This window comes from Pseudomonas sp. P106(2024) (assembly GCF_057480815.1).
Window position 1 is genome coordinate 368,655 of sequence record NZ_JBLIYU010000004.1, and the last position, 22,256, is coordinate 390,910.

Annotated in this window: 17 protein-coding genes; 4 read left to right on the forward strand and 13 right to left on the reverse strand. The window is 64.8% G+C overall.

What is annotated here, in order from left to right; all coding sequences use genetic code 11:
* Positions 1-323: 323 nt before the first annotated feature.
* Entirely contained in the window at positions 324-1,742 is a 1,419-nt protein-coding gene (locus tag AC25M7_RS10120; protein WP_028690104.1) for an amino acid permease, read from the forward strand.
* A 61-nt stretch (positions 1,743-1,803) separates the two neighbouring features.
* Here AC25M7_RS10120 and AC25M7_RS10125 read toward each other — a convergent pair whose 3' ends face one another.
* Complete coding sequence (locus AC25M7_RS10125; RefSeq protein WP_028690103.1) at positions 1,804-3,423, reverse strand: FMN-binding glutamate synthase family protein; 1,620 nt, start codon at positions 3,421-3,423, stop codon at positions 1,804-1,806.
* A gap of 160 nt (positions 3,424-3,583) precedes the next feature.
* On the opposite strand from AC25M7_RS10125, the gene AC25M7_RS10130 reads away from it, so the two are divergent.
* Positions 3,584-3,841, forward strand: coding sequence for a type B 50S ribosomal protein L31 (locus AC25M7_RS10130; RefSeq protein WP_028690102.1), 258 nt, complete (start codon positions 3,584-3,586; stop codon positions 3,839-3,841).
* 8 nt (positions 3,842-3,849) lie between these two features.
* On the opposite strand, the gene AC25M7_RS10135 is transcribed toward AC25M7_RS10130, so the two are convergent.
* Positions 3,850-8,136, reverse strand: a complete 4,287-nt coding sequence (locus AC25M7_RS10135; RefSeq protein ID WP_486970992.1) for an Lhr family helicase — start codon at positions 8,134-8,136, stop codon at positions 3,850-3,852.
* A gap of 142 nt (positions 8,137-8,278) precedes the next feature.
* Here AC25M7_RS10135 and AC25M7_RS10140 point away from each other — a divergent pair, with 142 nt between their 5' ends.
* On the forward strand, positions 8,279-8,692 hold the full coding sequence (locus tag AC25M7_RS10140; protein WP_028690100.1) for an NUDIX hydrolase: 414 nt from the start codon (positions 8,279-8,281) through the stop codon (positions 8,690-8,692).
* On the opposite strand, the gene metR is transcribed toward AC25M7_RS10140, so the two are convergent.
* Positions 8,676-9,593: a transcriptional regulator MetR gene (gene metR, locus AC25M7_RS10145; protein ID WP_028690099.1), complete on the reverse strand. Its 918-nt coding sequence runs from the start codon at positions 9,591-9,593 to the stop codon at positions 8,676-8,678. The two genes, AC25M7_RS10140 and metR, sit on opposite strands and share 17 nt — an antisense overlap.
* A gap of 197 nt (positions 9,594-9,790) precedes the next feature.
* On the opposite strand from metR, the gene AC25M7_RS10150 reads away from it, so the two are divergent.
* Positions 9,791-10,786 carry an alpha/beta fold hydrolase gene (locus tag AC25M7_RS10150; RefSeq protein ID WP_486970993.1) on the forward strand — a complete coding sequence of 332 codons (996 nt, stop codon included), beginning with the start codon at positions 9,791-9,793 and terminating at the stop codon, positions 10,784-10,786.
* Positions 10,787-10,831: 45 nt separating this feature from the next.
* Here AC25M7_RS10150 and AC25M7_RS10155 read toward each other — a convergent pair whose 3' ends face one another.
* The 10 genes from AC25M7_RS10155 to glpK all read right to left on the reverse strand — a co-directional run bounded on the left by AC25M7_RS10155 (position 10,832) and on the right by glpK (position 22,206).
* Complete coding sequence (locus AC25M7_RS10155) at positions 10,832-11,167, reverse strand: GlpM family protein (RefSeq protein ID WP_028690097.1); 336 nt, start codon at positions 11,165-11,167, stop codon at positions 10,832-10,834.
* A gap of 28 nt (positions 11,168-11,195) precedes the next feature.
* Positions 11,196-12,524, reverse strand: coding sequence for a two-component response regulator AauR (gene aauR, locus AC25M7_RS10160; protein WP_028690096.1), 1,329 nt, complete (start codon positions 12,522-12,524; stop codon positions 11,196-11,198).
* Positions 12,521-14,425 (reverse strand): two-component sensor histidine kinase AauS, encoded by a 1,905-nt coding sequence (aauS, locus tag AC25M7_RS10165; protein WP_028690095.1) that lies wholly within the window; start codon positions 14,423-14,425, stop codon positions 12,521-12,523. Before aauS ends, aauR begins: the two co-directional genes overlap by 4 nt.
* Before the next feature lie 60 nt (positions 14,426-14,485).
* A complete protein-coding gene (locus AC25M7_RS10170) occupies positions 14,486-15,220 on the reverse strand; it encodes an amino acid ABC transporter ATP-binding protein (protein WP_028690094.1) in 735 nt (244 codons plus the stop codon).
* On the reverse strand, positions 15,217-15,888 hold the full coding sequence (locus AC25M7_RS10175; RefSeq protein WP_028690093.1) for an amino acid ABC transporter permease: 672 nt from the start codon (positions 15,886-15,888) through the stop codon (positions 15,217-15,219). The genes AC25M7_RS10170 and AC25M7_RS10175 overlap by 4 nt, the downstream gene beginning before the upstream one ends.
* Entirely contained in the window at positions 15,889-16,635 is a 747-nt protein-coding gene (locus AC25M7_RS10180; protein ID WP_028690092.1) for an amino acid ABC transporter permease, read from the reverse strand.
* Between the two features lie 147 nt (positions 16,636-16,782).
* Entirely contained in the window at positions 16,783-17,700 is a 918-nt protein-coding gene (locus AC25M7_RS10185; RefSeq protein WP_028690091.1) for a glutamate/aspartate ABC transporter substrate-binding protein, read from the reverse strand.
* A 336-nt stretch (positions 17,701-18,036) separates the two neighbouring features.
* On the reverse strand, positions 18,037-19,569 hold the full coding sequence (gene glpD / locus AC25M7_RS10190) for a glycerol-3-phosphate dehydrogenase (protein WP_062363533.1): 1,533 nt from the start codon (positions 19,567-19,569) through the stop codon (positions 18,037-18,039).
* A gap of 268 nt (positions 19,570-19,837) precedes the next feature.
* Positions 19,838-20,593, reverse strand: coding sequence for a DNA-binding transcriptional repressor GlpR (gene glpR / locus AC25M7_RS10195; protein ID WP_062363536.1), 756 nt, complete (start codon positions 20,591-20,593; stop codon positions 19,838-19,840).
* Positions 20,594-20,706: 113 nt separating this feature from the next.
* A complete protein-coding gene (gene glpK / locus AC25M7_RS10200; protein WP_062573049.1) occupies positions 20,707-22,206 on the reverse strand; it encodes a glycerol kinase GlpK in 1,500 nt (499 codons plus the stop codon).
* Positions 22,207-22,256 lie beyond the last annotated feature (50 nt).

Below are 22,256 nucleotides of genomic sequence, written 5' to 3' on the forward strand. Positions count from 1 at the left end.
GAACATGCGCCTTTGGTGCGACTTCCATTCTTCGGCAATGTTGTTAATGTAGCTGCCCCATTCCTGTGCATGGGTGGAGCGAGGCCAGAATGCCCCTCCGGTTAAGGGCTTTTTGCCGAGAATTCTCGCCAAATATCCCGTTTTATATAGTGAAAAGCCCTGCAATTGGCTTCCTATACTGCTCGCCCCCTTCGACCCGCCGGCGCCCCGCGTCCGGTGGACAGGCCGCCCACAACGCGGCCTGGCGAGACGACGCCCCGCCTATCGGCGTGGTCGGTGCTGCACGAAGGTCAAATCCAATAACAAAATGAGGTTGTATTGCTATGCCAGTCGGCAACCATCCTGCCCACGACGCGTCCGTCCAGGGCGGCCCGCTCAAGCGCGAGCTGGGCGAACGGCACATCCGTCTGATGGCCCTTGGCGCCTGTATCGGCGTCGGCCTGTTCCTGGGATCGGCCAAGGCCATCGAAATGGCCGGCCCCGCCATCATGCTCTCCTACATCATCGGTGGCCTGGCCATCCTGGTGATCATGCGCGCCCTCGGCGAGATGGCCGTGCACAACCCGGTGGCAGGCTCCTTCAGCCGCTACGCGCAAGACTACCTCGGCCCCCTGGCGGGCTTCCTCACCGGCTGGAACTATTGGTTCCTGTGGCTGGTGACCTGCGTCGCCGAGATCACCGCGGTGGCCATCTACATGGGCATCTGGTTCCCCGATGTGCCGCGCTGGATCTGGGCGCTGATGGCCCTGGGCAGCATGGGCGCGATCAACCTGATTGCGGTCAAGGCGTTCGGCGAGTTCGAGTTCTGGTTTGCCCTGATCAAGATCGTCACCATCATCGCCATGGTGCTCGGCGGTATTGGCATCATCGCCTTCGGTTTCGGTAACGACGGCGTGGCCATGGGTATCTCCAACCTGTGGCGCAACGGCGGCTTCATGCCCAATGGCGTGACCGGCGTGCTGATGTCGCTGCAGATGGTGATGTTCGCCTACCTGGGCGTGGAAATGATCGGCCTGACCGCCGGCGAAGCGCGCAACCCGCAGAAGACCATCCCCCAGGCCATTGGCTCGGTGTTCTGGCGCATCCTGCTGTTCTATGTGGGCGCGCTGTTCGTGATCCTGTCGATCTATCCGTGGAACGAGATCGGCAGCCAGGGCAGCCCGTTCGTGATGACCTTCGAGCGCCTCGGCATCAAGACCGCCGCCGGCATCATCAACTTCGTGGTGATCACCGCCGCGCTGTCGTCGTGCAACGGCGGTATCTTCAGCACCGGGCGCATGCTCTACAGCCTGGCGCAGAACGGCCAGGCCCCGGCCACTTTCGCCCGTACCTCGAAGAGCGGCGTGCCGCGCAACGCGCTGCTGCTGTCGATCGCCGCGCTGCTGCTGGGCGTGCTGGCCAACTACCTGGTGCCGGAGAAGGTGTTTGTCTGGGTGACCTCGATCGCCACTTTCGGCGCGATCTGGACCTGGGTGATGATCCTGCTGGCGCAACTGAAGTTCCGCGCCGGGCTGAGTACCGCCGAGCGCAACGCGCTGAAATACCGCATGTGGCTGTGGCCGTTGAGTTCGTACCTGGCGCTGGCGTTCCTGGTACTGGTGGTGGGGCTGATGGCGTACTTCCCGGATACCCGCGTGGCCTTGTACATCGGTCCGGCATTCCTGGTGCTGCTGACGGCGCTGTACTACACCTTCCGCCTGGCGCCGAAAGAGGCCCAAGGCGTGGCGAGTACCGCCTCCTGATGAACAAAGCCCCGGCCAGTGCCGGGGCTTTGTTTTTGTATGGCCCTCATCGCGTGGCCGATCAGGCCGCCACCTCGCTATGCGGCTCGAAACTGTCGGCCCGGGCCAACTGCCACATCCGCGAATAAAACTGCCCATTGACCTCGCCGGTGAGCAGTTCGCCCGGCTTGAGGAACACGTGCATCTGCGAGAACAGCTTGATCTCGGTGGCCGAGATGCGCCGCACCAGGTGCTTGGCCTCCAATTGCGCCGGATGTTCCAGGCCCGCCGCGGCGAGCATCTCGGCCAGGGCGCGCAGGGTGTTGTGGTGGAAGTTCAGCACCCGCTGGGCCTTGTCCGGCACCACCAGCGCACGCTGGCGCAGGGCGTCCTGGGTGGCCACGCCGGTCGGGCACTTGTTGGTGTGGCAGCTCTGCGACTGGATGCAGCCGATGGCGAACATGAAACCGCGCGCCGAGTTGGCCCAGTCGGCGCCGATGGCCAGCACGCTGGCGATGTCGAAGGCGCTGACGATCTTGCCGCTGGCGCCGAGCTTGATCTTGTCGCGCAGGTTCAGGCCGACCAGGGTGTTGTGCACGAACAGCAGGCCCTCGCGCAGCGGCACGCCGATATGGTCGGTGAACTCCACCGGGGCGGCGCCGGTGCCGCCTTCCTTGCCGTCGACGACGATGAAGTCGGGCAGGATGCCGGTCTCCAGCATGGCCTTGGCGATGCCCATGAATTCCCATGGGTGGCCCAGGCAGAACTTGAAGCCCACCGGCTTGCCGCCGGACAGCTCACGCAGCTGGGCGATGAACTGCATCATCTCGATCGGGGTCGAGAAGGCGCTGTGGCGTGATGGCGAGATGCAGTCCTCGCCCATCATGACGCCACGGGTCTCGGCGATTTCCCGGGTCACCTTGTGCTTGGGCAGGATGCCGCCATGGCCGGGCTTGGCGCCCTGGCTCATCTTGATTTCGATCATCCGCACCTGCGGGTTCTGCGCCTGGACGGCGAAGCGCTCGGGGTCGAAGCGGCCGTCCGCGGTGCGGCAGCCGAAGTAGCCGCTGCCCAGTTCCCAGACCAGGTCGCCGCCATGTTCGCGGTGGTAGGGGCTGATGCTGCCTTCGCCGGTGTCGTGGTGGAAATTGCCCAGCTTGGCGCCCTGGTTGAGGGCCCGGATGGCGTTGGCGCTGAGCGAGCCGAAGCTCATGGCCGAGATGTTGAAGATCGACGCCGAGTACGGCTGGGTGCACTGCGGGCCGCCGACGCTGACGCGAAAGCTCGCCGGGTCGGCCAACGGCGCGGGGCGCATGGAGTGGCCGATGAACTCGAAGCCCGACTCGTAGACGTCGATCAAGGTACCGAAGGGTTTGTCCGAGGCTTCGTTCTTGGCCCGGGCGTAGACCAGTGAGCGCTGGGCGCGGGAGAAGGGCAGCGCGTCGCTGTCGGATTCCAGCAGGTACTGGCGGATCTCCGGGCGGATGCCCTCGACCAGGTAGCGGATGTTGCCCAGGATCGGGTAGTTGCGACGGACCGCGTGGCGTTGCTGGAGCAGGTCGAACACGCCAATCAGGCTGAGTACCCCGGTGGTCAGGGTGAACGGCCACAACCAGTCGTGGGCGAGGAACGGCAGGCTGGCGAGGGTGAACAGCACGCAGGCGGCGAAGAAGGCGTAACGGCTGAGGAGTGACAGGCTCATACGGTGTCCTTGCGAATGGCTCGGTCAGGCTCAGGGGCCTGGGGCAAACCCCGACCATAGCCCGTTTGGGCGCTGGGGGAAAAATGAAAATTGGAGTATCGAAAATCATTCGCGATGAGATATGTTATAAAGTAACCATAACTTACAGGAGATTGCCCCCATGAAAGCTGGTATCCACCCTGCCTATCGCCCCGTGCTGTTCCACGACACTGCCGCCGATGTGTTCTTCCTGATCGGCTCGACCGTCGAGACCGACCGCACCCAGGTGCACAGCGATGGGCAGACCTATCCGTACGTGGCGCTGGATGTCTCCAGTGCCTCGCATCCGGTGTACACCGGGCAGCAGCGCAAGACCACGGTCGAAGGGCGGGTGGCCGGGTTCAACAAGCGCTTCGCCGGTTTCCAGGCCAAGCGTTGATCGCGTAGTCAAACAGACGGTTCGTCGCGCAACAGATACTGGCGCCATTGTGCCTGTTCGGTGGCTGGCGCATCGACAAGAAACTGGTACTTGCCCGCCACCCGGGTGGCCGCCGCGACACCCTCCCGGTACAGGACGCGGTTGCCCGCCACCGCCGGTACCTTGGCCCCAGGCAACAAGGTACCCACCAGGTTCAACGGATCGCAGCCGCTGACCACCACCAGCTCGCCTTGCGGTGAGCGCCTGCGTACCTGGCGCAATAGCCCCACCGCTTCGGGCAAGGCGAACTGCTCCCCCGCCAGCCCAGCGATAAAGCGTCCGCCACGGATCTCGCCGCGGGCTTCGAGGCGGTGGTAGCAGCGCAACAGGTCGCGCCACGGCGGCAGCACATCGCTCTCGCGCTCCAGCAGGCGCCAGCAGACGACGCCATAGCGGCGCAGCAGGCTGCGGGCGACATGCTCCAGGCGCTTGCCTGCATCCACCGCAACGCTCGAACGGCGCAGCAGCGCCCAGCGTCCGGCGTGGACCATGCTGCTCGACAGCGCCGGATGGCCGCGGCGGCTGTTACGCGAAGCGCGCTTGGCCGCCGGAGTGATCAGGCTGCGCAGGCCACTGAAAGCATCGGCGCTGGCCAAGCCCGATCCGACCAGCTCCTGCAGGGCCGACTCCAGCTCGCTGGGTAGCAGATGAGCTTCGTGGGCCAGCTCATCGTAGAACAAGGCGCCTTGTTCCTGCAGCGTCTGCAACACCCGCCGTGCGCGTGCACCCAGTTGTTCGAGGTCCGGAGTGGGCGCCAGGCTGCGCCACAGTCCCAGGTGCTCGCGGGGCAGCAGCACCAGCGGCGTGCTGGCCAGGGTGCTGGCTGACAGCGTGGACGCCAGCCGGCTCCAGGCCCACTGGCCACTGCGACAGGCGTCGTCCAGCCAGTGCGGGCTGTAGCCCTTGATCCGTGCCGGCAACAAGTCGCTTTCCCAGGCCCCGGCGGCGGCTGGGAAACCTTGCAGTTGGGCGAGCACCTCGCCCAGCGCCTGCGGCCCGCGCAGGCGTGTTTCGCCGCCCAGGTGCTGCCAGTCGAACAAAAACCTCATGAAGTCCTGCAGGCTGACCGGCTCGATTTCCTGGCGCAGGCGCTTGACCGTGTAGCGGTGGATGCGTGCCAGTAGATGCCGCTCGCACCACTGCGGGCCGGTCTGGCCTGGGCTGAAGTGGCCACGCATCACATAGCCTTCGCCTTCCAGGCGGGCCAGGGCCTGTTCGGCATTACCCGCTGCCTGTGCAAGCGGATCGATGAGCTCGGGCAAGGTTAGCGGCCCGAAGCCACTGAGTCGGGCGCGCAGCAACTCGACCAGGGCCGTGTCGAGGTCCCATACATCGGCGAAACCCGGCAGCACCGCAACGTCCGGGGCCGGGCGTGCCTCGGGATACAGGATCCGCATCGCTTGCAGGCGCTCGCGGGCGAACCACAGGCGTCGCTCCCCAACATCCAGATGACAGGCACGCCCTGCCTTGGCCAGCTGCAACAGCAGCTGCGACCAACCGTGATTGACCTCGACTTCAGGTTGGGCAATGGCACCCAGGCTCATCAGCGCCTCATGCATTTCGTCAGCGTTGCTCGCCTGTGGCCAGGCCTCGGCCTGTACCGCGGCGATGGCATCGCCGTCCAGCGCACCCAGGTCGTCGGCGCTGTGCACCTCGTTCCAGCGTCGGTTGAGCACGGCCTGGGTACGCCGTTCCTCCAAGGGCGCGTCATCGAGGAAGGTATAGGGCCGAGCGTTGAGGATGGCGGATGCCAGCGGCGACGGGGCCGACAGGTCGCGACTGAGCAGGCGCACCTCGTCGTTTTCCATGCGCCGCAACAACGCCAGCCAGCCCTCGCTGTCCATGGCCTCGTGCAGGCAGTCGTCGAGGGTCTGTTGCACCAGCGGGTGATCGGGGATCTGGCGTTCGCCGACAATGTTCTCCAGGCAGGCGATCTGGTCGGGGAACACTGCGGCAACCAAGTCCTCGCCCTTCATTCGCTGGATCTGCGGCGCCACCTTGCGTCCGCCCACATAGCGCGGCAACGCCAGGGCCACCGCCGCATTCCTGCGCCAGCGCACGCCGAACAGCGGCGCATCGAGCAGGGCCTGGACCAGGATCGACTCCGCGGTGCGGCTGTGCAGGTAGCGCCACACTTCGTCCAGCGCGAAGCTGTGGCTAGTGGACAACGAGAGCACGATGGCGTCCTCGCTGGCCGCCGCCTGCAGCTCGAAATTGAACGTACGGCAGAAGCGCTTGCGCAGGGCCAGGCCCCAGGCCCGGTTGACCCGGCTGCCGAAGGGCGAGTGGATGATCAGCTGGGTACCGCCTGACTCGTCGAAGAAGCGCTCCATGACCAGTGTCTGCTGCGAAGGCAGGGCGCCCAGCACCTGCCAGGTGCGGCCCAGGTAGTCGAGCAGTTGCGCGGCGCAGCTTTCATCCAGGGCATAGGTCGCTTGCAGCCAGGCGCGCATCTGCGGACCATCGCTGGTCTGCAATTGCTGGTCGATCCGCTGCTGCAGGCGGGCCACCGCGGCGGACAGCTCGTCACTGCGCCCCGGCGCCTCCCCCAGCCAGAACGGGATGGTCGGCGGCAGGCCGTGGGCGTCTTCGACCCGCACTCGGCCAGGTTCGACCCGCAGGATGCGATAGGAGGCGTTGCCCAGCTGGAAGATATCGCCGGCGATGCTCTCCACCGCGAAGTCTTCGTTGACGCTGCCGATGTTCAGCGCCTGGGGTTCGAGCAGCACGGCATAGTCGGCGGTTTCGGGGATGGTGCCGCCGCTGGTCAGGGCGGTCAGCTGGCTGCCGCGCCGCCCACGCAGAGTGTGGTTCAGCGCATCACGGTGCAGGTAGGCGCTGCGGATGCCCTGGCGACCGTTGAAGCCCTCGGCAAGCATGCGCAGCAGGGCCTGGTAGTGGCCTTCGTCGAGCAGGGCGTAGGGACTGGCTCGGCGCAGCAGGTCGAACAGCGCCCGTTCTTCCCACGGTTGGTTGCCGACCTCGGCGATGATCTGCTGGGCCAGTACATCCAGTGGCGCCGCCGGGATGTGCAGTTCGTCCAGCTCGCCCTGGCGCACGCAGTCGAGCAGGGCGACACACTCGATCAAATCGTCCCGTGAGGTGGGAAACAGGCGCCCCTTGGGCACGCCGTCGACCTGGTGGCCGGAACGTCCGACTCGCTGCAGGAAGGCGGCGATCGAACCCGGCGAGGCAATCTGGCAGACCAGGTCGACCTCACCGATATCGATTCCCAGCTCCAGCGAGGCGGTGGCCACCAGCACCTGCAGTTCGCCGCCCTTGAGGCGCTGCTCGGCGGCCAGGCGATGCTCCTTGGCCAGGCTGCCGTGGTGCGCTGCCACCGCGTGGTTGCCCAGGCGCTCGCCAAGGTGCCGGGTCAGGCGCTCGGCCAGGCGCCGGGTGTTGACGAACACCAGGGTGGTGCGGTGCTCGCGGGCGAGGGTGGCGAGGCGGTCGTAGACCAGGTCCCAGACATCCGTGGCCATCACCGCGCCCAGCGGCACGGGTGGCACTTCCAGGGCCAGGTCACGATGGCGGGCATGGCCGATATCGACGATGGCGCAGGGACGTTCCTGCCCGACCAGGAAACGCGCCACGCGCTCCACTGGGCGCTGCGTGGCGGACAGGCCGATGCGCCGCAGCGGCCGGCCAGTCAGGGCCTGCAGACGCTCAAGGGTCAGCGCCAGGTGGCAACCGCGCTTGTTGCCGGCCAGCGCGTGGATCTCGTCGACGATCACCGTGTGCACGTTGGCCAGCCCCTCGCGGCCCGAGGCCGAGCCCATCAGCACATAGAGTGATTCCGGCGTGGTCACCAGGATATGCGGCGCCAGCTTGCGCATGGCCGCGCGCTCCTTCTGCGGGGTATCGCCGGTGCGTACGGCGGTGGTGATGCGCGGGGCTTTGAGACCAGACTGTTCGAGTTGCCCGCCGATGCCTGCGAGCGGCGCGTCGAGGTTCAAGCGGATGTCATTGGACAGCGCCTTGAGCGGTGAGACGTAGACGACCAGGGTCTGCGCCGGCAGTTCGCCGCCTTGCGCCAGGCCCTGGCGAAACAGCTCGTCGAGCACGGCGAGGAAGGCGCTGAGGGTCTTGCCCGAGCCGGTCGGGGCGGCCAGCAGCATCGACTGGCCACCGTGGATCAACGGCCAGGCGCCGGCCTGGGCCTCGGTGACCGTGGCGAATCGCTGGTGGAACCAGGTGGCGACGGCGGGGTGGAACAGGCCGAGCACCGGGTGTTGCGGGGCAGGGAGGTTCATGGGTTGGTTATGGCGGGTTGCCGGCGACTTGGCAAGGGGCCGTTCGTCCGCCTGTTCCGGAGTTGCCGATTACGCGTGGGCTTGCCCCGCGATAGGGCCTGGTCAGGTATTCTGCGGCCCTTCATCTGCTCGTGAGTCCAGTATGTCCAACACCATCCGTATCGCCGCCGCTCTGCTCATCGACCTGCAAGGCCGCACCCTGCTGGTCCGCAAACGCGGCACCCAGGCGTTCATGCAGCCCGGCGGCAAGATCGATGCGGGCGAGTCGCCGGCCCAGGCGCTGGTGCGCGAGCTGCACGAGGAGCTGGGCTTGTGCGTCGATCCGGCCCAGGCCGTTCACCTGGGCCGTTTCAGTGCCCCGGCCGCCAACGAACCGGGCTTCGAAGTGCAAGCCGAGTTGTTTCGCGTCCAATGCGTCGAGACGGTAAGCCCGGCGGCGGAAATCGAAGAGGTGACCTGGCTGTCCGCCGACCAGGCCACGGACCTGGATCTGGCCCCTCTGACTCGCGACCTGATCCTGCCGCTGTGGCGTGAAGGCCTCAACGTACCGCGCTGACCCCGTCCAGGGTGGCGAACGAGGTGTCCTTGGCGGTCAGCAGGAAGTCGCGCATGTATGGCGCATCGAGCATGTCGGTGCGCACTGCGGCGTAGAGCGTGGCGAACAACCCTTTCTCGCCCAGGCGCTTGCCCTTCACGTAGCCCCGCGAGCTGTACTCGTGCAGCGCCCAGTGCGGCATGCCGCACACGCCGCGGCCGCTGGCCACCAGTTGCATCATCATCACCGTCAGCTCCGAGGTGCGCACCGCCGCCGGCTCGATGTCGGCCGGCTCCAGGAAACGGGTGAAGATGTCCAGGCGGTCGCGCTCCACTGGGTAGGTGATCAGGGTCTGATCGAGCAGGTCCTGGGGCACGATGAACGGCTTGCTGGCCAGCGCATGCTGGTTGGCCACGGCGAGCATGGCCTCATAGGTGAATAGCGGCACGTAGGTGATGCCGGCCAGGTCCACGGGGTCGGAGGTCACCACCAGGTCCAGGTCGCCACGGGCCAGGGCCGGCAGCGGGGCGAAGGCGAAGCCCGAGGCCAGGTCCAGTTCCACCTCCGGCCAGGCGTCGCGGAACTGGTCGATGGTCGGCATCAGCCATTGGAAGCAGCTGTGGCACTCGATGGCCATGTGCAGGCGTCCGGCGGTGCCGCCGGCCAGGCGGGCGATATCGCGTTCGGCGCCGCGCAGCAGCGGCAGGGTGGCGTCGGCCAGTTGCAACAAGCGCAGGCCGGCGCTGGTGAAGCGGATGGGCTTGGTCTTGCGCACGAACAGCGGCAGGCCCAGGCGCTCTTCCAACTCCTTGAACTGGTGTGACAGCGCTGACTGGGTCAGGTGCAGACGCTCGGCGGCCTCCACAAGGCTGTCGGCTTCGCGTAGGGCATGAAGGGTTTTCAGGTGGCGGATTTCCAGCACGACGGCTCCGTGAGCATTCTTTGAACTAAAACGAGTTGGCGTTGAGTTTCCCTCATGTTGCTCTGTGCTGTCGACAACCGGATATACACGACCGCTCGGCCGGGTTCACGAAACTGTCACGGTTTTGTGGCAGCGCGCCCGAACGGATTTCATCAGACTCGCGCTCTACTGGGGATCTGCATTCTGGTGTTTCTTTCATGCGGGCTTTACTGCTTTTCTTCTTGCTGCTGGTCAGCGTGCCGGCGAGTTTCGCCGAGGATCGCTGCGACGTCCATGTGCCGGTGCAACGGGCCGAACTGGGTGAACTGAGCCTGGTCTACCAGAGCGTCGGCGCGCCCCGTGACCCGGCGCTGTTGCTGGTCATGGGCCTGGGCGGGCAGTTGATCCACTGGCCGGACGATGTGGTCGAGGCCTTGTGTCGCCAGGGTTTCAGGGTGATCCGCTACGACAACCGCGATGTCGGCCTGTCGCGCTGGAACCAACTGCCTGCCTCGGCCAACCTGACCGTCGAACTGCTGCGCTACAAGCTGGGGCTGCCGGTGTCGGCGCCTTATACCCTCACCGACATGGCCGGTGACGGTTTGCGCCTGATGGATGCCCTGGGGATCCGTCAGTTTCATGTGCTGGGGGTGAGCATGGGCGGCATGATCGCGCAGCACCTGGCGGCGATGGCCCCGGAGCGGGTGAGCAGCCTGACCCTGGTGATGTCCAGTTCGGGTGCTGCCGGCCTGCCGGCGCCGGATCCGGCTTTGGTGCAGTTGCTGGCGCGGCGCAGTGCGCCGAGCCGCGAGGTGGCCATCGAGCAGCAGGCCGATCTGCTGGCGGCACTGGGCAGCCCCGAGGTGCGGGATGACCGTGCCGCGCTGCTGGAACAAGCTGCCGTGGCCTATGACCGGGCGTTCAATCCGGAAGGGGCCAAACGCCAGATCATGGCGATCCTTGCCGAACCCAGCCGGGTCGAACTGCTCAATCAATTGCGGGTGCCGACGCTGGTGGTGCACGGCACCGCCGATCCCTTGTTGCCAGTGATGCACGGGGTGCATCTGGCGGCGCATATCCAGGGTAGCCAGTTGCGGCTGATTCCTGGGCTGGCGCATCGCTTTCAGGAGCCGTTCAAGGCGCCGTTGTTGGGGGCGGTTCTACCCTACCTGCAGGCGCATCGACAGGATGTCACGCATATTGCCCGGCTTTAAAGGCTCTCGCCGCAGGCCCGCTTCCAGCATCGTTTCGCGATAGGTTCAATGCATCCTTACCCAAACGCTCACCAGCACTGTCGCCGCCATCAGCCAGGCCACAGTGGCCAGCACCAGCGAAGCTTCCAGGCGCAGGCGATCGACCAGCACGTAGAGCGTCGCCAGATAGACGAAGTAGGGAATGATCGACCACATGCCGAACAGGATGGTGGCCTTCAGGTCTTCCAGCGACCGCCCCTTGCCGACGATATAGTGGGCGATCAGGGCAAAGGTGGGAAACAGCGGCACCAAGCCGGCAATGTAATAGTTGCGGGTCTTCGACAGGATTGCCAGGAGCACCACCACCCCGGCGCCCAGGGCCGCTTTGAATACCAGGTCCACGTTTTCATTCCAGGATTGGGGTTGCCGATCAGCCGAGGCCGTACTTCTTCACTTTGTCGAACAGCGTGGTCTTGGCCATGCCCAGCTCCAAGCTGGCCTGGCTGAGGTTGCCGCCGGTGCGCTGCAGGGCGTCGCTGAGCAGGTTGCGTTCGAACGCTTCCACCGCCTCGGCAAAACCCAGGCCCTGGCTGGCGCCGCCGCTTGGGCCCTTCTTGAATGCGGGCAGCCCCAGGGCATGGCGCTCGGCGACGTTGCGCAGCTCGCGCACGTTGCCCGGCCAGTCGTGAGCCATCAGCCGCGACAGGGTCTGGCTGTCTAGCGCTGGCGCTTCGCGGTCGAAGCGCAGGGCAGATTGCTGCAGGAAGTGCTCGAACAGTTGCAGGATGTCTTCGCGACGCTCACGCAGTGGTGGCAGCTCCAGGGTAACGACGTTGAGCCGGTAGTACAGGTCGCTGCGGAACTGGCCGCTCTGGCCCAGGGTGGCGAGGTCGGACTTGGTAGCGGCGATCACCCGGCAGTCCACCGGGATGCTCTGGTTCGAGCCCAGGCGCTCCAGGGTGCGCTCCTGCAGCACGCGCAGCAGCTTGATCTGCAGGTTGATCGGCATGCTCTCCACCTCGTCGAGGAAAAGCGTGCCGCCATTGGCGTGCTCGATCTTGCCGATGCGACGCTTGCCGGCACCGGTGAAGGCGTTGGCCTCGTGGCCGAAGATCTCGCTTTCGAACAGGTTCTCCGGCAGGCCGCCGCAGTTCAGCGCCACGAACGGCTGGCCCTGGCGCCGGCTGAAGTCGTGCAGGCAGCGGGCGACCAGCTCCTTGCCGGTGCCGGTCTCGCCTTCGATCAGCACGTTGGCCGAGGTGTCGGCGACGTTGGCGATCAGTTCGCGCAGTTGCTCCATGGCCGGCGAGCGGCCGATGATACGCCCTTCCAGGCTGCTCTGTTCGGCCAGTTGGCGGCGCAGGGCGAATACCTCGCGAGACAGGCCGCGCTGTTCCAGTGCCCGGCGCACCACCTCGACCAGACGCTCCGGCGAGAAGGGTTTCTCCATGAAGTCGTAGGCGCCGTTGCGCATGGCGCCGACCGCCATGTCGATGTCGCCGTGGCCGGTGATCAGCACCACCGGCAGGCTGCGGTCGCGGGCCTTGAGGCGGTTGAGTAGCTCCAGGCCATCGATGCCCGGCAGGCGGATATCGCTGACGACGATGCCGGCAAAGTCGTCGCCGATGCGCTCCAGGGCCTGCTCGGCGCTGCCGACGCCTTCGCAGGCGATGTCTTCCAGGGCCAGCGCCTGCTGGCAGCCGAGCAGCACGTGCGGGTCGTCTTCGACGATCAGGACGGTGAGAGGTGCTTGTTTCATAGAGGCTCAGCCAATTCGCTAGGGGGCGTGACCAGGGGCAGGGCAAGCACGAACGCGGTGCCGCCACCGGCGGGATGTTCGACGCTCAGTGTACCCTTGGCGGCGGTGGCCAGGCTCGCCGACAGGGTCAGGCCCAGGCCCAGGCCATGCTCGCCCGGTTTGGTGGTGAAGAAAGGTTCGAACAGGTGCTTGCGCGCCTCGGCATCGATGCCGTGGCCGTTGTCGAGCACCCGCAGGCGATACTTGTCGCCCTGCGTCTCGCCTTCGAGCCACAGTTGCGGCAGGGGTTGGGTGGCCATGGCGTCGAGGGCGTTGCCGATCAGGTTGACCAGGATCTGTTCCAGCCGGGTCTGGTCGATGGCCAGCAGTTGATCGTCGAACTGTCGGTGCAGTTGCAGGTGGCAGGCGCTGATGCGGTTGGCCAGCACCTGCAAGGTAGCCTCCACCGCCTTTTCTAGCGAGGCCTGGCCGCTGTCGTCGCCACGTCGGGCGAACGAGCGCAGGCTGGCGGTGATGCGGCCCATGCGGTCGATCAGGTCGTTCATGGTGCGCAGGTTGGCGCTGGCGGTTTCCAGCGCGCCGCGTTCGAGGAAGCGCACGGTGTTGCCGGACAGGGTGCGCAAGGCCGCCAGCGGCTGGTTCAACTCATGGGCAATGCTGGTGGACATCTGCCCGATGGCCGCCAGCTTGCCGGCCTGAACCAGTTCGTCCTGGGCGTGGCGCAGGGTCTGCTCGGCGTGGCGGCGCTCGCGGATCTGGCCCTTGAGCCGTTCGTTGCTGGCGCGCAGGTCGGCGGTGCGCTCGGTGATCTTGCGTTCCAGCTGGCTGTTGGCCTCTTCCAGGGCCTCGCGGGCGGCCAGGCGGGTGGCGATCACCTTGCGCCGCTCGTTCCAGGCGATGGCCAGGATCGCCAGCAGGGCGAAGGCCACGCCCACCAGGATGCCCTGCATCATCGATTCGCGGCGCAGGTCCTGCAGCGGGGTGAGCAGGGTGAAATGCCAGGGGGTGTCGACCAGGCGGCGGGTCTGGGCCAGGTAGGACACTTCACGTTGCTTGCCCTGGTCGGTCTCGCTGTTGGCCGGGAAGGTGAGCTTTTCCACGCCGTCGGCCAGGGTTTCGCGGGCCAGCGGTTGCAGTTCGTTGAGCGGCCACCAGTAGTATTGCAGGCTGCGCGCGAGGCGCTCCTTGATCTGCGGGGTGAGCGGGCGTACTGATTTCAGGCGCCGGGCCGGGTCGCTGGAGAGAATGATGATGCCGTTCTCGTCGCTGACAAAGGCCTCCAGACGGGCACGCTGCCAGCGCTCCTCAAGGGTGTCCAGGCGAACTTTGATCACCGCCACGCCGATGATCTTGCCGTGTTCCTCCAACCCGTGTGCCAGGTAGTAGCCGGCCTCGCCGGTGGTGCTGCCGATGCCGTAGAAGCGCCCCGGCTCGCCGCGCACGGCGACCTGGAAGTAGGCGCGAAACGCCAGGTCCTCGCCGAGGAAGGAGTCGGCGTCGCGCCAGTTGCTGGTGGCCTGGACCCTGCCGTTGGTGTCGAGGACGAAGATCGCCCGGCTGCGGCTGCGCCGGTTCAGGCCCTCGAGGTATTCGTTGACGGCCTGACGGTCACCGGCCTCGGGGTCGGTGAGCAGGCGCGAGACGCTGTCTTCCAACTCCAGCAGGCTGGGCAGGTAGGTGTACTTGCTGATTTCGCTTTCGACGGTACGGGCGTGCAGCTCCAGCTGGCGCTCGCCGTTCTCGCTGAGGGTGCGGATGCCGTTGCTCTCGCTGATCAAGAAGCCAACGAAGCCCAGCCCAACCATCAGTAGAATGACCAGGGGCGGGAGGAGCAGTTGGCGGATCAGACGGGATTTCACGGCAGGCTGGGCAGGGCGAAGGAGCGAGGGGTCGCATTTCATCACAGTGGCCTTGTCACCACCAGCATCCGCTGCCCGGCAGCGCCGGGCAGCAGTGCCTGCTTAGTGTTGCAGGATCTTGCTGAGGAAGTGTTGAGTGCGTTCGTGGCGGCCTTCGGGGTTGCCGAAGAAGTCTTCCTTCTGGCAATCCTCGATGATGTGGCCCTTGTCCATGAAGATCACCCGGTTGGCGACCTTGCGCGCAAAGCCCATCTCATGGGTCACGCACATCATGGTCATGCCTTCGTGGGCCAGCTCGACCATCACGTCGAGCACTTCGTTGACCATCTCCGGGTCCAGCGCCGAGGTCGGTTCGTCGAACAGCATGACGATCGGGTCCATCGACAGGGCGCGAGCGATCGCCACGCGCTGCTGCTGGCCACCGGACAGCTGGCCGGGATGCTTCTTGGCGTGGGCGCCGAGGCCTACGCGGTCGAGCAGGGCCAGGCCTTTCTTGGTGGCTTCCGCCTCGCTGCGGCCGAGCACCTTGCGCTGGGCGATGGTCAGGTTCTCGGTGATCGACAGGTGAGGGAACAGCTCGAAGTGCTGGAACACCATGCCCACCCGCGAACGCAGCTTGGGCAGGTTGGTCTTCGGGTCGGCGATGGAGGTCCCGTCGACCACGATGTCGCCCTTCTGGAAGGGTTCCAGTGCGTTGACGCACTTGATCAGGGTCGACTTGCCCGAGCCGGACGGGCCGCACACGACCACCACTTCCCCCTTCTTGACCTCGGTGCTGCAGTCGGTCAGCACCTGGAAGTCCCCGTACCACTTGTTGACGTTCTTGATGGAAATCATACGGCGATCCTTTTTTGCAGGCGCTTGACCAACCAGGAAGCGGAGAAGCTGATGAGGAAGTAGACGACACCGGCGAAGATCAGGAACTCATGGGAGCGCCCGATGATGTCGCCGTTGGAGCGGGCCGAGTTGAGGAAATCGATCAGGCCGACGGTGTAGACCAGCGAGGTGTCCTGGAACAGGATGATGCTCTGTTGCAAAAGCAGCGGGGTCATCTTGCGAAACGCCTGGGGCAGGATGATCAGGCGCATGCACTGGCCGTAGCTCATGCCCAGCGCCTGCGCGGCGCCCATCTGGCCCTTGGAGATCGACTGCACGCCGGCGCGGACGATTTCGCAGAAGTAGGCCGCCTCGAACATCATGAAGGCCACGACGCAGGAGGTGAAGGCGCCCACCGGGGTGTCTTCGCCGGTGATCCAGCGCAGCACGAACGGCACCGCCAGGTAGAACCAGGTGATCACCAGCAGCAGCGGGATGGAGCGGAAGTAGTTGACGTAGGCGCCAGCGATATTAGCTAGCAGCTTGTTCGACGACAGGCGCATCAGGGCAAGGATGGTACCCAGGGCAATACCGCCGACCACGCCCATGACCATCAGTTGCAGGGTCAGGACCATGCCGTCCCAGAGGGCGGGCAGGGCCGGGATGATTTCACTGAAATCCATGTCCATTTACTTGCCTCCCACGGAAATCAGGCCCGGTACCGCGACTTTCTTCTCGACCATGCGCATGAGCAGCATCAGGCCCATGTTCAGGGTGAAGTAGATCAGGGTGGCCAGGGTGAATGCTTCGAACAGGTTCGCGGAGAACTCGGCAGTCTGCTTGGTCTGCGCCAGCAGCTCCATCAGGCCGATCAGCGAGGCCACCGAGGAGTTCTTGAACACGTTCAAAAATTCCGAGGTGAGCGGCGGAATAATGATCCGGTAGGCCTGGGGCAGCAGCACGTTCATGTAGATCTGCGGGAGGCTGAAGCCCATCGCGCGCCCGGCCGACTCCTGGCCGCGGGGCAGCGCCTGGATGCCGGTGCGCACCTGCTCGCAGACACGGGCGGCGGTGAACAGGCCGAGGCAGATGACCACGCTGATCAGTGCCGAGGTGGTCGGGTTGAGGTCCTGCTTGAACCATTCCTGCAGGCCTTCTGGCAGCAGGTCCGGCACCAGGAAGTACCAGATGAACAGTTGCACCAGCAGCGGCACGTTGCGGAACAGTTCGACGTAGGCGGTGGCGATCCCTGACACCAGACGGTTGGGTACGGTACGCATCACGCCGAGCAGCGAGCCCAGCAGCAAGGCGATGATCCAGGCGGAGATGGCGATGGCGATTGTCCAGCCCAGACCGCTGATGTACCAGTCCAGATAGGTTTCGCTGCCCACGCCAGTGGACTTGAAGAACACGCCCCAGTCCCAGTTGTAATTCATCGGGATTTCCCCTCAGACGGTTGTTTCACGGGCACCTCGATACACCCGGGGGCGTTCGACGCCCTCGGATGTAAAGGTTAGACACTAACTAAGTGGCCTGTTGGATGGATTCGCGCGGAGGCGCTTCAGGCCACTATTTGCCGGAGGTCAGGACTTCTTCTCGTCCGCCGCCTTGTCGGTCGGCTCGGCGATCAGCTTCTTCAGCTCGTCGCTCATCGGGAACTGCAGGTTCAGGCCCTTTGGCGGGATCGGCTGCTGGAACCACTTGTCGTAGCTCTTGTTGACTTCACCCGACTTGAAGTAGGCGACGATGGCCTCGTCGACCGCTTTCTTGAAGGCCGGGTCGTCCTTGCGCACCATGCAGCCGTAGATTTCGTACGACTGTGGCGTGCCGGTGATGACCCAGTCGGCAGGCTTCTTGGCCTTGGCCATTTCACCGGCCAGCAGGGCGTCGTCCATCATGAAGGCCACGGCGCGGCCGCTTTCGAGCATGTTGAAGGCTTCACCGTGGTCCTTGGCGGAGATCACGTTCATCTTCATCTGCTTGTCGGCGTTCATCGCCTTGAGGATGCGCTCGGAGGTGGTGCCGGCGGTGGTCACCACGTTCTTGCCGGCCAGGTCGGCAAAGTCTTTATAGGATGGCTGGCCATCCTTGACCTTGGTCAGCAGGCGGGTGCCGACTTCGAAGATGCCCACCGAGAAGCCGACCTGCTGCTGGCGCTCGACGTTGTTGGTGGTGGAACCGCACTCAAGGTCCACGGTGCCGTTCTGCACCAGCGGGATGCGGGTCTGCGAGGTGACCAGGTTGTACTTGATCTTGATGTCGGTGCCCAGTTGCTTCTTCAGGGCGTCGACGACGGCCAGCTGGATGTCGTGGGAGTAGCCTACCGGTGCGGTGCTGCCGGCCAGGTAGGAGAACGGGATGGAGGAGTCGCGATGGCCCAGGGTGATGGTGCCGGAGTCCTTGATCTTCTTCAGGGTGCCGGTCAGTTCTTCGGCCATGACCGGCGACGAAATGACTGCTGCCGCGATGGCGGCGCCCAGCAATTGACGAACGATGCGCATCAAATTTTCCTCGACGTGTTTGTTTTTTTTATGGAGCCGTTGGCGGACTCTTTCGTTCAACGAATACAGCATGAAGCGTGGTGCATTCGGCTTCCAAGTGTAGAGCATGAGTCGTGCCAAGCTCTGATGTCGATCATAACGCCGCGAAAATGCTGGGGATTAATGTTTTTTGATGCCTTTACGACAGTATGTGTCGTACGGATTTCCGAAAGGATGGGACGTGGCGCATTCGGAAATCCGAACGAATGGCTGCGCGCAGATGCATCAGTCAGATGCATTGGGGCCGCAAAGCGGCCCCATGGATGATGATCGAACCCAAGCTTTAGCAGTTTGGCGTCAGGCAGCCTGCACGCGGTTGCCCTGGGTCTGCTGCAAGTAGTCAGCCAGTGCCTGTTGCTCGATCGCACTGGTGAACAGGCCCAGCTTGGTGCGACGCCAGAGGATGTCGTCGGCGCTGCTGGCCCATTCTTCGGTGCACAGGTAGTCGACCTCGCGGGTGAACAGGCCACCGCCCATCGACTGGCCGAGGTCTTCGGGGCCGTTGACACCGTCGAGCAGACGCCACACACGGCTGCCATAGGTCGTGGCCCAACGCTTGGCAATATCCAGTGGCAGCCAGGCATGACGTGCCACCAGCGCATCGACCAGGGCTGGTGCGGTTGTCATGCTTTCACCGCCGGGGAGTGGTGCGCCTGCGGTCCAACTGCCGCGCATCTGGGTGAAGAATGGCTGCAGCTCGGCCATGGCTGATTCGGCCAGCTTGCGGTATGTGGTCAGCTTGCCGCCAAACACAGACAGCAACGGCGCCTCGCCCTGGGCGGCAGACAGCGCCAGGGTGTAGTCGCGGGTCACGGCCGAAGGGTTGTCCGATTCGTCGTTGCACAGCGGGCGCACGCCGGAATAGGTGTGCAGGATATCGGCGCGGCTGAGCTGGTGGTTGAAGTGCTCGTTGACCACCTTGAGCAGATAGTCGGTTTCCTGTTCGGTGATCGCCACCTTGGCCGGGTCACCGCTGTATTCGCGGTCGGTGGTGCCGATCAGGGTGAAGCGATCCAGGTAAGGAATGCAGAAGACGATGCGCTGGTCTTCGTTCTGCAGGATGTAGGCGTGTTCGCCCTCGTACAGGCGCGGCACGATCAGGTGGCTGCCTTGTATCAGGCGAATGCCGTACGGCGCATCGAGCTTGAGGTCGTCCTTGATGAAGCTGGCGACCCAAGGGCCGGCAGCGTTCACCAGTGCCCGGGCGCGGATGCTCTGCAGGCTGCCATCGGCATGCTGCAGTTCCACCTGCCACAGGCCGTCGACGCGTTCGGCGCGCAGGCAACGGGTGCGGGTATGGATGTGCGCGCCCTTCTCCCGGGCGGCCATGGCATTGAGCACCACCAGGCGAGCATCGTCCACCGCGCAGTCGGCGTATTCGAAGCCGCGGGTGATGACTGGCTTGAGCGGGTAGCCTGGGCCGAATCGCAGGCCGCGCGAGGCGCCCAGACGCTTGCGCTTGCCCAGGTGGTCATAGAGGAACAGGCCGGCACGGATCATCCAGGCCGGGCGCAGGTGCGGGCGATGGGGCAGCACGAAGCGCATGGGCTTGACGATGTGTGGCGCCTTGGCCAGCAGCACTTCGCGTTCGGCCAGTGCTTCGCGCACCAGGCGGAATTCGTAGTGCTCCAGGTAGCGCAGGCCGCCGTGGATCAGCTTGCTGCTGGCCGAGGAGGTGTGCTGTGCCAGGTCATCCTTTTCGCAAAGGAACACCTTCAGACCGCGCCCGGCGGCATCGGCAGCGATACCGACGCCATTGATGCCACCGCCGATCACGGCGAGGTCGTAGCAGTCCTGGAGTGGTGGCTGGGACGAAACGGGCTGGGACACGGGCAAGGCCTCCTGGGGCTGTTCACATCGAATATGAACATTAATGTTCGTTTTCGAAAATACTAGCGCAATGAACAGGCGGCTGCCAGTCAGTCTTTATAGAAAAAACTGATCGGATGACAGGGAAATGAACATTTGTGAAAAAGGTGGGGTGAACGGTAGAAGATTTTCAGGGGTATTGAGATCGAGCGCCGCCCGCGCGGCGCTTGATCTCACAGGCGATACAAGGGCTGAGGCCTGCGCCCTTCGCCCTCCCACGGCCTCTGCTTCAAACCACCTCGAGACGAATCTTGTACTGATTGAGCAACTGCGTCAGGGCAGAAGAAGGGGCCTGGTCGGTCACCAGGCAGTCGATCAGGCTGATCGAACCCAGGCGAACCATGGCATTGCGGCCGAACTTGCTCGAGTCCGCCGCCAGTAGTACCTGGCGGGCGTTGCTGATGATCGCCTGGGATACACGTACTTCCTGGTAGTCGAAGTCCAGCAGGCTGCCGTCTTCGTCGATACCGCTGATGCCGACCACGGCGAAATCGACCTTGAATTGGCTGATGAAGTCGACGCTTGCCTGGCCGACCACGCCGCCGTCGCGACGGACCGTGCCGCCGGCCACCAGTACCTCGAAGTCGTCCTTGGCCGCCAGGATCGCCGCCACGTGCAGGTTGTTGGTGATGACCTTCAGGTGGTTGTGGTTGAGCAGGGCGCGGGCGATGGATTCGGTGGTGGTGCCGATGTTGATGAACAGTGAGGCATGGTCGGGAATCTGCCGTGCCACGGCTTCGGCGATGCGTTGCTTCTCGTCGCGCATCTGGTCGGCGCGCATGGCGTAGGCGGTGTTCTCAATGCTCGAGTCGTAGGCCGCGCCACCGTGATAACGGCGCAGCAGGTTGCCCTCGGCAAGCTGGTTGATATCGCGGCGGATGGTCTGCGGGGTGACGACGAACAGCTGCGCCATCTCTTCGATGCTGACATAGCCGCGTTCGCGGACGAGCTCGAGGATTTGTTGTTGGCGTGGGGGCAGATTCATGGGCGGTCCTTTGGGGCTGCCGGACAAATTCTGCAATGATGCCGTAGGACGGAGATGACGACCAGTAGGCCGTTGCTCAACTGGGGCTGCACGGCAGCCCCTGTATTACTAGATCAGGCGTCGTGATCTTCCCAGTCGCGGGTACGATCCACAGCCTTGCGCCAGCCCTTGTACAGCTTCTCTTTCGCCGCTTCATCGAGCTGCGGGCTGAACTCGCGTTCGATGATCGCCTTGTCGCGCAACTCGTCCAGGCCGCTCCAGAAGCCGCAGGCAAGGCCCGCCAGGTAGGCCGCGCCCAGCGCCGTGGTCTCGCGCATCTTCGGACGCTCGACGCAGGTGCCGAGAATGTCGGCCTGGAACTGCATGAGGAAGTTGTTGGCCACTGCGCCACCGTCCACGCGCAGTTCGGAGAGGCGCTGGCCGCAGTCCTGCTGCATGGCGTCGAGCACATCGCGGGTCTGGTAGGCGATCGACTCCAGGGCGGCGCGAATGATGTGATCGACCTTGACGCCACGGGTCAGGCCGAACAATGCGCCACGAGCGTACGGATCCCAGTACGGCGCGCCCAGGCCGGTGAAGGCCGGTACCAGGTAGACGCCATTGCTGTCCTTGACCTTGCTGGCGAAGTACTCGGTGTCGTAGGCGTCGTTGACGATCTTCAGCTCGTCGCGCAGCCACTGCACGGTCGAGCCGCCATTGAACACCGCGCCCTCGAGGGCGTAGGCCACCTCGCCGCGTGGGCCGCAAGCGATGGTGGTGAGCAGGCCGTGAGACGACTGGACCGCCTTGGCGCCGGTGTTCATCAGCAGGAAGCAGCCGGTGCCGTAGGTGTTCTTGGCCTGGCCCGGTTCGACGCACATCTGGCCGAACAGCGCCGATTGCTGGTCGCCGGCGATACCGGCGATGTCTATGCCGCTCTTGGTCTTGCCATAGACCTCGGACGATGGGCGCACTTCAGGCAGCATCTGGCGCGGAATGCCGAGGATATCGAGCAGCTTCTCGTCCCACTGCAGCGAATGGATGTTGAACATCAGCGTACGCGAGGCGTTGGTGTAGTCGGTGACATGCACCTTGCCGCCGGAGAATTTCCAGATCAGCCAGGTATCGATGGTGCCGAACAGCAGCTCGCCACGTTCGGCGCGTTCGCGGGCGCCTTCGACATTGTCGAGTATCCACTTGAGCTTGGTGCCGGAGAAGTACGGGTCGGTGACCAGGCCGGTGGCTTCGCGGATGTACTGCTCGTGGCCGTCGCGCTTTAGCTGGGCGCAGATGTCGGTGCTGCGGCGGCATTGCCAGACGATGGCGTTGTACACCGGGCGGCCGGTTTCCTTGTCCCAGACGACGGTGGTCTCACGCTGGTTGGTGATGCCGATGGCGGCGACCTGGGCGTGGCTGATGCCGGCCTGGGCCAGGGCCTCGACCATGGTCGCGCTCTGGGTAGCGAAGATTTCCATCGGGTCGTGTTCGACCCAGCCCGCCTGCGGGTAATGCTGGGCGAATTCACGCTGCGAGGTGCCCACCACGTTGGCGTCGCGATCAAAGATGATGGCGCGCGAACTGGTGGTGCCCTGGTCCAGGGCGATGATGTAGTTCTTGTCCAGGGTATCGGTCATGTCGGTGGCCTTGCACGAATAAGGGAGTAGGTCAGGGCGTGGCGGGCGCC

Bases quoted from the DNA above. Each gene is read 5' to 3' on its own strand.
- AC25M7_RS10120 (WP_028690104.1), top strand. From the start codon at position 324: ATGCCAGTCGGCAACCATCCTGCCCACGACGCGTCCGTCCAGGGCGGC.
- AC25M7_RS10125 (WP_028690103.1), bottom strand. From the start codon at position 3,423: ATGAGCCTGTCACTCCTCAGCCGTTACGCCTTCTTCGCCGCCTGCGTG.
- AC25M7_RS10130 (WP_028690102.1), top strand. From the start codon at position 3,584: ATGAAAGCTGGTATCCACCCTGCCTATCGCCCCGTGCTGTTCCACGAC.
- AC25M7_RS10135 (WP_486970992.1), bottom strand. From the start codon at position 8,136: ATGAACCTCCCTGCCCCGCAACACCCGGTGCTCGGCCTGTTCCACCCC.
- AC25M7_RS10140 (WP_028690100.1), top strand. From the start codon at position 8,279: ATGTCCAACACCATCCGTATCGCCGCCGCTCTGCTCATCGACCTGCAA.
- AC25M7_RS10150 (WP_486970993.1), top strand. From the start codon at position 9,791: ATGCGGGCTTTACTGCTTTTCTTCTTGCTGCTGGTCAGCGTGCCGGCG.
- aauR (WP_028690096.1), bottom strand. From the start codon at position 12,524: ATGAAACAAGCACCTCTCACCGTCCTGATCGTCGAAGACGACCCGCAC.
- aauS (WP_028690095.1), bottom strand. From the start codon at position 14,425: ATGAAATGCGACCCCTCGCTCCTTCGCCCTGCCCAGCCTGCCGTGAAA.
- AC25M7_RS10170 (WP_028690094.1), bottom strand. From the start codon at position 15,220: ATGATTTCCATCAAGAACGTCAACAAGTGGTACGGGGACTTCCAGGTG.
- AC25M7_RS10175 (WP_028690093.1), bottom strand. From the start codon at position 15,888: ATGGACATGGATTTCAGTGAAATCATCCCGGCCCTGCCCGCCCTCTGG.
- AC25M7_RS10180 (WP_028690092.1), bottom strand. From the start codon at position 16,635: ATGAATTACAACTGGGACTGGGGCGTGTTCTTCAAGTCCACTGGCGTG.
- AC25M7_RS10185 (WP_028690091.1), bottom strand. From the start codon at position 17,700: ATGCGCATCGTTCGTCAATTGCTGGGCGCCGCCATCGCGGCAGCAGTC.
- glpR (WP_062363536.1), bottom strand. From the start codon at position 20,593: ATGAATCTGCCCCCACGCCAACAACAAATCCTCGAGCTCGTCCGCGAA.
- glpK (WP_062573049.1), bottom strand. From the start codon at position 22,206: ATGACCGATACCCTGGACAAGAACTACATCATCGCCCTGGACCAGGGC.